Origin of the sequence: Micromonospora sp. WMMD754, from assembly GCF_049315235.1 — a bacterium.
GTDB classification, from domain to species: Bacteria; Actinomycetota; Actinomycetes; order Mycobacteriales; family Micromonosporaceae; genus Micromonospora; species Micromonospora sediminicola.
In genome coordinates this window covers 2,418,532-2,430,555 of the sequence record NZ_CP186058.1, presented here as the reverse complement: position 1 = coordinate 2,430,555, position 12,024 = coordinate 2,418,532, and the positions used below count along the sequence as shown (strand labels likewise).

At 70.2% G+C, this 12,024-nt stretch carries 7 protein-coding genes; all 7 read left to right on the top strand.

Annotated elements, in window-relative coordinates:
* Positions 1 to 145: 145 nt before the first annotated feature.
* On the top strand, positions 146 to 2,134 hold the full coding sequence (acs, locus tag ACN27B_RS11805; protein WP_422744923.1) for an acetate--CoA ligase: 1,989 nt from the start codon (positions 146 to 148) through the stop codon (positions 2,132 to 2,134).
* Between the two features lie 223 nt (positions 2,135 to 2,357).
* Positions 2,358 to 5,150: an immune inhibitor A domain-containing protein gene (locus tag ACN27B_RS11800; RefSeq protein WP_422744921.1), complete on the top strand. Its 2,793-nt coding sequence runs from the start codon at positions 2,358 to 2,360 to the stop codon at positions 5,148 to 5,150.
* Positions 5,151 to 5,496: 346 nt separating this feature from the next.
* On the top strand, positions 5,497 to 7,923 hold the full coding sequence (locus ACN27B_RS11795) for an immune inhibitor A domain-containing protein (RefSeq protein WP_422745927.1): 2,427 nt from the start codon (positions 5,497 to 5,499) through the stop codon (positions 7,921 to 7,923).
* Positions 7,924 to 8,105: 182 nt separating this feature from the next.
* Positions 8,106 to 8,507, top strand: coding sequence for a hypothetical protein (locus tag ACN27B_RS11790; RefSeq protein ID WP_422744919.1), 402 nt, complete (start codon positions 8,106 to 8,108; stop codon positions 8,505 to 8,507).
* A gap of 188 nt (positions 8,508 to 8,695) precedes the next feature.
* The gene (locus ACN27B_RS11785) at positions 8,696 to 9,532 is read left to right on the top strand and encodes a helix-turn-helix transcriptional regulator (RefSeq protein WP_157779149.1); all 837 of its coding nucleotides are present in this window, start codon (positions 8,696 to 8,698) and stop codon (positions 9,530 to 9,532) included.
* Positions 9,533 to 9,642: 110 nt separating this feature from the next.
* The gene (locus ACN27B_RS11780; RefSeq protein ID WP_422744916.1) at positions 9,643 to 10,971 is read left to right on the top strand and encodes a phosphatase PAP2 family protein; all 1,329 of its coding nucleotides are present in this window, start codon (positions 9,643 to 9,645) and stop codon (positions 10,969 to 10,971) included.
* A gap of 119 nt (positions 10,972 to 11,090) precedes the next feature.
* Positions 11,091 to 12,023, top strand: coding sequence for an alpha/beta fold hydrolase (locus ACN27B_RS11775; protein ID WP_099162904.1), 933 nt, complete (start codon positions 11,091 to 11,093; stop codon positions 12,021 to 12,023).
* Position 12,024 lies beyond the last annotated feature (1 nt).

Sequence of the window (12,024 nt, the reverse complement as noted above, 5' to 3'; positions counted from 1 at the left end):
TTAACAGGGGGCCCTTCCTTACACCTCAGCGCGGAGGGGGCGCCGCTGAGCGCGCGGAGCGGGGCGGGCGGTCGCGGCCCGGCGGGGCCGGGACTAACCTTCCCGGGAGTAGGAGACGCAGGTCACGCGACGAAGGAGTCACCGCATGAGCGAGGCATTGGCCAACTTGCTGAACGAGACGCGCCAGTTCCCGCCGCCGGCCGAGCTCGCCGCGAACGCCAACGTGACCGCGGAGGCGTACGACGAGGCGGCCGCCGACCGGCTCGCCTTCTGGGAGCGCCAGGCCGGCCGGCTGGCCTGGGCCCAGCCGTGGGAGCAGGTGCTCGACTGGTCGAACGCGCCCTTCGCGAAGTGGTTCACCGGTGGCCGGCTCAACGTGGCGTACAACTGCCTGGACCGGCACGTCGAGGCGGGCCTCGGCGACAAGGTCGCGATCCACTGGGAGGGTGAGCCGGGCGACACCCGTACCGTCACCTACGCCGACCTGCACAAGCTCACCTGTCAGGCGGCGAACGCGCTGACCGAGCTGGGCGTGACCGCCGGCGACCGGGTGGCGATCTACCTGCCGATGATCCCGGAGGCGGCGGTGGCGATGCTCGCCTGCGCCCGGATCGGCGCCACCCACAGCGTGGTGTTCGGCGGCTTCTCGGCCGACGCGCTCACCAACCGGATCCAGGACGCCAGCGCCAAGGTCGTGATCACCGCGGACGGCGGCTTCCGCCGGGGCAAGCCGTCGGCGCTCAAGCCGACGGTGGACGAGGCGGTGGCGAACTGCCCGTCGGTGGAGCACGTGCTGGTGGTGCGGCGGACCGGCGAGGAGGTCGCCTGGTCGGCGAAGGACCACTGGTGGCACGAGACGGTGGAGACGGCGTCGCCGGAGCACGAGGCGCAGCCGTTCGACGCCGAGCACCCGCTGTTCATCCTCTACACCAGCGGCACGACCGCCCGGCCGAAGGGCATCCTGCACACCACGGGCGGCTACCTGACCCAGGCGTCGTACACCATGCACGCGGTGTTCGACCTGAAGCCGGAGACGGACGTCTACTGGTGCACCGCCGACATCGGCTGGGTGACCGGGCACTCCTACATCGTCTACGGCCCGCTCTCCAACGGCGCCACCCAGGTCATGTACGAGGGCACCCCGGACACCCCGCACAAGGGCCGGTTCTGGGAGGTCGTCGACAAGTACAAGGTGACCATCCTGTACACCGCGCCGACGCTGATCCGCACCATGATGAAGTGGGGCGAGGACATCCCGGCCGGGTACGACCTGTCGTCGCTGCGCCTGCTCGGCAGCGTCGGCGAGCCGATCAACCCGGAGGCGTGGATCTGGTACCGGCAGCACGTCGGCCGCGGCGAGCTGCCGGTGGTCGACACCTGGTGGCAGACCGAGACCGGGGCCATCATGATCTCGCCGCTGCCCGGCGTGACCGAGGCGAAGCCCGGCTCGGCGATGAGCCCGCTGCCCGGCATCGTCGCCGACGTGGTCGACGACCAGGGCCAGTCGGTGCCCAACGGTGGTGGCGGCTACCTGGTGCTCAAGGAGCCGTGGCCGTCGATGCTGCGGACCATCTGGGGCGACGACAACCGGTTCCTGGAGACGTACTGGTCCCGGTTCGGCGCGGGCGCCAACACCGGCGACGAGTGGGTCTACTTCGCCGGTGACGGCGCGAAGAAGGACGACGACGGGCACATCTGGCTGCTCGGCCGGGTGGACGACGTGATGCTGGTGTCCGGCCACAACATCTCCACCACGGAGGTGGAGTCGGCGCTGGTGAGCCACCCGTCGGTGGCGGAGGCGGCGGTGGTCGGCGCGACCGACCCGACCACCGGCCAGGCGATCGTCGCGTTCGCCATTCCGCGCGGCAGCGCGGAGACCTCCGGTGACGCGGGCGAGCAGCTCATCGCCGAGCTGCGCAACCACGTGGCGAAGACGCTGGGCCCGATCGCCAAGCCACGGCAGATCATGCTGGTGCCGGAGCTGCCGAAGACGCGCTCCGGCAAGATCATGCGACGGCTGCTGCGGGATGTGGCGGAGAACCGGTCGCTCGGTGACGTGACCACGTTGCAGGACTCCTCGGTGATGGAGATGATCTCCTCGGGGATGGGTGGGGGCAAGTCCGACGAGGACTGACCGACGCGGAACACCAGGGGCGGGTCGCCACGGCGGCCCGCCCCTCGTCGTACCCGGGACCGGGTTGGTCGATCGGCGGAGGAGGCACTGACCTGAACGGGCAGAGGGCCTGTTCACCCCTGTCTATGCCGCGCCCGGTCGACTACGTTCAGCCGCACCGGCGGAATTCGACATCTGTCACTGAGACGGCCGGTCCCTCACCATTCCCTACGAACGGAGTGGCATGCTCCCCATTTCGCAGTCCAGGGCACGCAGACGCCTACTCGTCGCGCTGCCCGCCATCGCCCTCGCGGCCACGTCGCTGACCGTGACGGGCAGCGCGGCGGCCCAGCCGTCCCGGTCCGCGCCGGCCACCATCGGGGCGGACGAGTACTACATCAACTACGCCGAGCCCGAGGTGCAGCCGGACACCAGCGGCAAGGAGACCAAGGGTCGGGACGGGGTCTTCTCCTCCCCCGCCGACGAGGCCCGCGCCTACGACCGGAAGTACGCCGGCGGCAACCCGATGACCGCGCGGGAGCTGGCGAAGCTGGAGGCCAAGTCGATCCGGACCGGGCAGAGCCCGCGGAAGATCAAGCAGGCCAAGAGCACCCAGACCGCCAAGCTGCTGACGCTGCTTGTCGAGTTCAACGACAAGGCCAACGACGACTTCACCGACGTGATGGTCCCGAAGACGGTCTTCGAGGACCGCACCTGCGTGCCCGGCACGGTGCAGAACGGGCCGCGGCACAACACCATCCCGAACCCGGCCACGCTGCCGCACAAGGACAACAACTCGATGTGGGTGCCGGACTTCTCGCCGGCCCACTACGACAAGATGCTCTACACGAAGAAGGGCATCACCGAGCGGGTCCGCAAGGACCTCAAGGGGCCGGACGGCAAGCCGGGCATCAGCCTCGCCGGGCGGACCATGCACAACATGTACCTGGAGATGTCCAAGGGCGCGTACACCGTGGACGGGCAGGCCAGCCCGTGGATCACGGTGCCGCACTCGGAGGGCTGGTACGCGGCCTCGCGCTGCTTCCAGGACGAGAACGGCAACTGGGTCGCCGGGCGTGAGCAGTCGATGAACGGCCACCCGGACAACCCGCAGGGCGCCGGCCGCCTCGCCACCGACGCGATCGACGCGCTGGCCGCCGCCGACCCGAACTTCCCGTGGGCCGACTACGACATCGAGGACCAGGCCGACCGCGACGGCGACGGCAACTATCACGAGCCGGACGGCGTGATCGACCACCTGGTGCTGGTGCACGCCAACCAGGGCAAGTCCCGGGGCGGCGGCGACGTCGGCATCTACTCGGTGTGGGCGCACTCCTCCACCGTGGCCGGTGGCTACACCATCCCCGGCACGAACCTGAAGGTGTCGAACTACATCGTGCAGCCGGAGGACGCCGGCGTCGGCGTCTTCGCCCACGAGTTCGGGCACGACCTCGGTCTGCCGGACCTCTACGACACCTCGGGCAACGCCGACTCGGACGTCGACTTCTGGGACCTGATGGCGTCCGGCTCGCACTCCGGCGAGATCTTCCAGGCGCTCCCCACCCACATGGGTCTCTGGGACAAGTGGGTGCTCGGCTGGGCCGAGCCGAAGACGTTCGGGCCGGGCGACCGGGCCAAGCTGGTCAAGCTCGGGCAGACCTCGCGTACGCCGGTCGGCACCGAGGACGGCATCAAGATCGACCTGCCGGACAAGGTGATCACGCTGGCCGAGCCGCACAGCGGCGGGAACATGTGGTACTCCGGCGCCGACCAGAACTGGGCGGACGTCAAGCTGAGCCGGACGGTGACCGTCCCGAACGCCGCCGACGCGAAGTTCTGGATGTGGAACAACTACGTCATCGAGGAGGACTGGGACTACGGCTTCGTCGAGGTCTCGACCGACGGCGGCGCCACCTGGACCGAACGCAAGGTGTACGACGCCTCCGGCGCGCTGGTCACCACCGACGACGGCTACGCCGACCCGAACGGGCGGATGGTCGACTTCGGCAACAAGAAGTACGGCCTGACCGGCGCCACCGACGGCTGGCGGCACGACTACGTCGACCTGTCGTCGTACGCCGGGCAGACCGTGCAGGTGCGCCTGCGGTACGCGACCGACGAGGCGTTCGTGGAGCGCGGCTGGTTCGCCGACGACTTCTCGGTGACCGGCGGCGGCGCCACCACCTGGAGCGACGACGTCGAGGGCGGCACCGCCGGCTGGACCCAGACCGGTGGCACCTTCACCGACACCAGCGGCGCGGGTTGGCACGTCGACTCGGGCACCCAGGTCAAGTCGCACTACTACCTGGCCGAGTGGCGCAACTTCGACGGCTTCGACAAGGGCCTGAAGTACGCCTACGACACCGTCTACTCGCACGAGGCGTGGAAGGTCGACCGGATCGCCTACAACGCCCCGGGCATGCTGGTCTGGTACCGGGACACCCAGCTCGGCGACGTCAACCACGTCACCGGGCAGATGACCGCGCTGCCCAGCTACGGCGCCAAGGGCGGGCTGCTGATCGTCGACTCGCACAACGACCCGCTGCGCCGCAAGTGGACCGCGGCCGAGAAGGACCCGTCGGTGCTGGACAACCTGCCCAGCCGCCCGCAGTCGTCCAACGCGGCCTTCTCGCTCCAGCCGACGTACCCGTTCAAGGAGTGCCTGGAGGCGGCGGACGAGCCGTACAGCGCGTACTGCACGAAGTTCCCGGCGCAGTCCCCGGTGCGGGCGTTCACCGACGCCAAGGGCTGGTACCCGGGCATCGAGATCCGGGACGGCGCGCCGTACGCCCGGGACAACGACGCCTCGGTGGTCGTTCCGTCCCGGGGCAACCAGCAGTACACGACCCGGGTGGTGAACCCGGACGGCTCCCCGGCGACCGACTGGTACGGCGAGGAGCTGGGTGGCGGCGCGATCGTGCTCGGCACCGGCAACCCGCGTGACGCGGGTGTCGCGTACGGCACCTCGATCGTGCTCGTGCGGGCCGCCAAGGACAACGCGTACGCGACGGTGTTCGTGGTTCCGCCGAAGGGCTGAATCGGAGACGCCAAACCGGAACCGGAATGACCGAAAAATGAGCTGAACGGGCCGGAAGACCGAAGGGCCGGGAGCGGAAGCGCTCCCGGCCCTTTTGTATCCATGACCTTCGCTGTGCCGACCTCAGTGGGCATCGGCGCTGGTCAGCGCGTCGGCAACAGATCGACGTGTGACGGGCAACGGCGTCACCAACAAAAAGTTGCTACAAATCGACGCACACATCTTCCCACCGGTCCCAGCAGTGTCTATGTTCACCAAGGGTCCCACTTGTGGGACGTTCCACCGGCCCGTACCCCCAGTTGGGCCGGTTCCCTCACACCGGAGGTACCACGTGCGCAAAGTCGCAGTGGGTCTGCTCGGGCTTTCGCTGACCGCGACGGGGCTCATGGCGGGCACGTCCGCCAGCGCCGCGCCGACGCCGAAGCTCCCGGCCGCCGCCCCGTCGGTGGCCGAGCCTGCGCAGGCTGAGCACGACCTGCCCAACCCGCTCGAAGAGAAGCGGCGCGCGCTGCGCCAGGAGGGCCTGAGCGAGGTCCTTTCCGGCAGGGCGAAGGCCCAGAAGATCAACGGCAGCACGGTCGTCAAGGTTGGCGAGCAGGCTGCCGAGGGTGCCGCGGCGGGCAGGTCCGCCAAGAGCACCAGGGCCGGCAAGGGTCCCGTGAAGGACCAGTACGTCGAGCTCTCCCGCAAGCAGACTGACAAGATCTTCGTCATCCTTGCGGAGTTCGGCGACGAGCGGCACCCGAACTACCCGGACCAGGACACCGACCCGGACACCCCGGGCCCGTCCCGGTTCGACGGTCCGCGCGTCAACGAGATCCCCCAGCCCAACCGGGCGGTGGACAACTCCACGGTCTGGCAGCCGGACTTCAGCGCCGATCACTACCGGCAGCTGTACTTCGGCACCAAGCCGGGTGACGAGTCGCTGAAGCAGTACTACGAGGCCCAGTCCTCGGGCCGGTACAGCGTCGACGGCGAGGTCACCAACTGGGTGAAGGTGAAGTACAACGAGGCTCGCTACGGCCGTTCCGACGGCTACCCGTGCGCCTCGAACGTCTGCACCAACACCTGGGCCCTGGTCCGCGACGCCGCCAACCAGTGGGTCGAGGACCAGAAGGCGCAGGGTCGCTCCGACGAGGAGATCGCGGCCGACGTCAAGTCGATGGACCAGTGGGACCGTTACGACTTCGACGCCGACGGCAACTTCAACGAGTCGGACGGCTACATCGACCACTTCCAGATCGTCCACGCCGGCGGCGACCAGGCCGACGGTGACCCCTACCAGGGTGAGGACGCCATCTGGAGCCACCGGTGGTACGCGTTCGCCAGCGACCAGGGCAGCACCGGCCCGGAGAACTTCCCGGCCGGCGGCACCCAGATCGGCAACACCGGCGTCTGGATCGGTGACTACACGATCCAGCCGGAGAACGGCGGCCGCAGCGTCTTCTACCACGAGTACGGCCACGACCTCGGTCTGCCGGACGACTACAACGTGGGCACCAGCGCCGACAACAACAACGAGCACTGGACCCTGATGGCCCAGAGCCGGCTCGGCGCGAAGAACGACGGTGGCATCGGCGAGCGCGGTGGCGACCTGGGCGCCTGGAACAAGCTCCAGCTCGGCTGGCTCGACTACGAGACGGTCGTCGCCGGTCAGAAGCGGACCCTGAACCTGGGGCCGCAGGAGTACAACTCGGCCAAGGCGCAGGCTGCCGTGGTCGTGCTTCCGCAGCGCGAGTACACCTTCGACAACGGCAAGCCGTTCGAGGGCACCAAGCAGTTCTTCTCGGGCAACGCGGACGACCTGAACACCACGATGACGCGCACCCTCGACCTCACCGGGAAGAGCAGTGCCGCGCTGTCGATGAAGGGTCGCTACAGCATCGAAGAGGACTACGACTACCTCTTCTTCGAGGCGTCCACCGACGGTGGTCAGACCTGGGCCACGCTCCCCGGTACGGCCAACGGCAAGGCGCTCAAGGAGATCTCGCCCGGGCGCTTCGCCCTGGACGGCTCCAGTGACAACCAGTGGGTCGACATCAACATCCCGATGGACGCGGTCGCCGGCAAGGTCGTGCAGTTCCGGCTCCGCTACCAGACGGACGGCGGTGTCTCCGAGGGCGGCTTCTTCGGTGACGCCATCACCGTGACCGCCGACGGGCAGACGCTGCTCAGCGACGGCGCCGAGGCGGGTGCGGGCGACTGGGCCCTCGCCGGCTGGAGCATCGTCGAGGAGACCTACACCCGTAAGTTCGACAACTACTACATCGCCGGCAACCGGTCGTACGTCTCGTACGACAAGTACCTGAAGACCGGCCCGTACTACTTCGGCTACGCGAACACCCGCCCGGACTACGTGGACCACTACGCGTACCAGGAGGGTCTGCTGATCTCGTACTGGAACCTGCGTTGGGCGGACAACAACACCGCTCCGGCGTCGGCGGCCAACCCGGGTGGTCACCCGGGTGAGGGTCGGAACCTGTACATCGACTCGCGTCCGCGGCCGCTCTACAACCTGACCGGGCAGCCCTGGCGGGCCCGCGTCCAGGTCTACGACGCGCCGTTCAGCCTGAAGAAGGCCGACTCGTTCACCCTGCACATCAATAGCCAGCCGCAGTACATCCGCGGTCAGGCCGCTGCTCCGGTGTTCGACGACAGCAAGCAGTACTGGTTCCCGGAGCTGCCGAACCACGGCGTCAAGGTCCCGAACAACGGGGTCAAGATCCGCGTGGTGGAGCAGAACGGCACCTCGATGAAGATCCGCATCTCCTGATCAACGGATCGACGCACCACAGCGATGCCCGGGCGCTTGACCGCCCGGGCATCGCCCTTTCCGGTGGGGAACCGACCGACCCCCGGCCGCGTCCCATCCGGGTGACGCCTCGCACCGCCCTACCGGCCGCCCTCGCGGTGGCACTGCTCGCCACCGCCGGCTGCGCCGGGAACGGAGGATCCGTGCCCGACGAGACCCGGCCGTCCACCCCGGCCGCGCCGCCCACCTCTGCCGCACCGGCCGCGCCGCCCACCCCGGCGGTGGACGCGCCGGCCGCCAGCGGCGCCCCCGCCGACCGCCCCACCCCGCTCTCCGCCACCGAGCTGCCCACTCTGCGGCGCCCCGCCGGGCCGCCGAAGAAGCCCACCGACAACCGCCCCACCGGGGTCGTCGCCGGATGGATCACCCGTGGCGGTCCCGGCCCGTGCTACGGCCTGGTCGACGAGAACGGACGGGAGTACGCCGTGCACGGCCCGGAGGCCGGTGAGCTGCGCGAGGGCGACTTCGTCACGCTGCGGCTCGCCTCGCGCGACCGCTCGGTCGACTGCGGCCCCGGCGTACCGATGCGGGTCGTCGGCCAGTAGCCGATCACCCCGGGTGAGGACACGCGCACCCAAAGCACACCCGGTCGGTGCGGGCAACGGCAGAACGGCCCATTGACCCGGATGACACAGGAAACCATGCTCGTGGATGTCTGGTTCGGGGGCCAGCCACGCCGCCGTCTCACGAGGACGTCGGCCACCGGCCCCCGTCATCCACGGGGGTGGCGGCCATGTCCACGGAAGTGTTGTCCGACGACACCGAGAACCCATCGAACGACAGTGGTCGCGACGCCGCGGCGGTCCGGAACGTGTCACTCCTGAACGAGCTGCGACAGGCCATCGCCGCCAGTCAGCACGATCTGGACCGGGCCCAGCGCCAACTCACCGAGGCCGGCGCCGAGCTGGCCCGGTGGACCAGCCGCGCGACCCGGGAGGCGGGCACCACGCTCCTGGTCGACGGCGTGCCGGACGCCGGGGAGTTCCGCCGGCTCTCCGCGCGGCTGTGCGCCCGGGACACGGAGGGCTGCCGTCTCCTGCACGGGGACCGGGTCGGTCGGGAACCGCACGCGCACCCCCTCCCGAGCCCTGGCGACGCCGGTCATCGCAGCGTCGTCGGCCAGGCCCGGCTGGAGGATCCCGCCTACCGGCAGGCGGCCGAGGAGGCGGTGCGGTCGGCGCACCGGGTCCGGGTGCTGCCCCGCCTCGGCACCACCATGCAGCTCGCCGACGGGGTCGCGTTGTTCTCCCTCCAGCAGCCCGCCGGGCCGGCGGGACTGCTGATGCGCCACCCGGAGCTGGTCGCGCTGGGAGCCCAGCTCTTCGAGGCGGCCTGGGCGGACGCCCTCCCACTGGGGGCGCGCCGCTCGACCGGCGACGACCGCCCGTCGGAGGTTCAGCTCCAGATCCTGCGGTTGGCGGCGGTCGGGGCGAAGGACGACACGATCGCCCGCAGCCTCGGACGCAGCACCCGGTGGGTCCGGCGCCACTTCGAGCTGCTGGAGGAACAGCTCGGGGCCACCAACCGGATGACCCTCGGCATCGCCGCCGTCCGACGCGGCTGGATCTGATCTTGCAGCTTGCGGACGCGGGCAACTCTGCCCTGCCGCCGCGCCACCAGCACCCCGCATGATCGATGTGTGTCGATGGAAGTTCCATCGGTCATCGGGGAAGGATCACCTTGCGAAGGACGTCTCTGCGGCGGCTCGCCGCACTCGCGCTCAGCGCCGTCACCCTGGTCGGAGGGCTGGTGGCCGTCCAGGCCCCGGCCGCCGCCGTACCGGCCGGATTCGACCACACGATCTACTGGAACAACGTCCTGCTCAAGACCTACCGGGCCGTGGGCGGCCCGCCCACCGTCCTGTCCCGGGCCGGCGCCATGATGCACCTCGCCATGTACGACGCCTCGGCCTCGCTGTCCAGCGGACCGACCTACCTGGCCCGGGTCGCCCCGGTCCCCAACTTCAGCTACGACGTGGACATGAACGTCGACATGGCGGCGTTCAAGGTGCTGCAGTCGGTCTTCCCCAGCCGAGACTTCACCGCCGACTACCAGGGCTCGCGGGTCTACCCCCCGGTCGGCTCCCCGGGACCCGAGGGCTGGAGCACCAGCGTCGGTGAGGGCGCGGCACAGAACATGATCAACGCCAGAGCGAACGACGGTTCGGCGAACAACACCGCGTACACCCCGACCATCGTCGCCGGCCAGTGGCGGCCCACCGAGGCGGGCACCAGCGCGGCCAGCCCGAACTGGGGCCGGGTGAAGCCGTTCGGGCTGACCTCCGGCTCGCAGTTCCGGCCCTCGCTGCCCGGTGGCTTCAGCACCATCACCACGATGCTGACCAGCAGCGCGTACGCGGCCCAGGTCAAGGACGTCCGCGAACTGGGCGCGGCCACCGGATCGACCCGCACGGCGGACCAGACCCAGGCGGCCTTCTTCTGGGCCAACGACCTGGACGGCACCTACAAGCCCCCGGGCCAGCTCTTCGCCCACACCCAGGTCATCGCCAAGGCGAAGGGCACCCCGACGATCAAGCTCTTCGCGCTGGTCGCCATGGCCATGGCCGACGCGGCCATCGCCGCCTGGGACGCCAAGTACGAGACCACCATCGACCTGTGGCGCCCGGACACCGCGATCGAGGAGCCGCAGGACGACGGCAACGCCGCGACCACGCCGAACGCCGCCTGGCAGCCGCTCTCCACGGCCGCCGACGGCACGCACTTCTCGCCCAACTTCCCGGCGTACATCTCCGGCCACGCCACCTTCGCCGGGGCCTGGGCGGGCATCATGAAGCGGTTCTACGGCACCGACGCGGTGACCTTCACCGCGACCACCGAGGACCCCAAGGCGGTCGGGGTGCAGCGCACCTTCACCTCCTTCTCGGCCGCCGCCAACGAGAACGCCCTGAGCCGGCTCTGGCTGGGTGTGCACTACCGCTGGGACGCCGACGCCGGCCTGGCCACCGGCGACGCGGTGGCGAACCGGGTGTTCGCCACCTACCTCCGCTGAGCGACGCGGGCCGGCGACGACCGTCGCCGGCCCGCCCTCCGGCGGGTTCTCCCGGAGAATCCCCTGATCCTGGGCACCTGCGGGGCCGGCGGGCGACTGCCGGCCCTAGGCTGTGCCCCATGACCGACCAGCGCGGCGGGTTCGCCGACGAGTCCTGCGTCCTGCCCGAGGGGCCGTGGACGCACCGGTTCGTCGGCGCCAACGGCAGCCGGTTCCACGTCGTCGAGGCCGGCACCGGCCCGATGGTGCTCTTCCTGCACGGCTTCCCGGAATACTGGTACGCCTGGCGCGAGATGCTCCCGGCGGTCGCCGACGCCGGCTTCCGCGCGGTCGCCGTCGACCTGCGCGGCTACGGCGCGAGCGACAAGCCACCCCGGGGGTACGACGGCTACACGCTGGCCGCCGACGTCGCCGGCCTGATCCGCGCGCTCGGCGAACGGTCGGCCACCGTGGTCGGCACCGGCGCGGGCGGGCTCATCGGCTGGACCGCCGCCTCGTTCCACCCCACCCTGGTCCGACGGCTCGTGGTGCTCGGCGCACCGCACCCGCTCCGGCTGCGGGCCGCCATCTTCGCCGACCCGCGCGGCCAGTTCACCTCGGCCACCGCCACGCTGAAGTTCCAGCTCCCCCGCTACGAGCACGTGCTGACCCGGGACGGCGCCGCCGAGGTGGAGGAGATGCTGCGCCGGTGGGGCGGGCCGCGCTGGGTCGACGGACCCGACTTCGCCGACTACGCCCGCTGCTGCCGGGTGGCCATGCAGATCCCGCAGGCCGCGTTCTGCGCCATGGAGGGCTACCGCTGGGCGTTCCGCTCGGTGCTGCGGCTGCACGGTTACCGGTTCGTGAAGCTGATGCAGAAGCCACTGGTCACACCGACCCTGCAACTGCACGGCGCGTTGGACCGGGCCTCGCTGCCGCGCACCGCGCAGGGCTCGGGCCGCTACGTCACCGCCCCGTACGAGTGGCGGCTGCTCGACGACGTGGGCCACTTCCCGCACGTGGAGGCCCGCGATGTGGTGCTCGGCGAGATCCTGCGCTGGGCGAAGTCCTGAC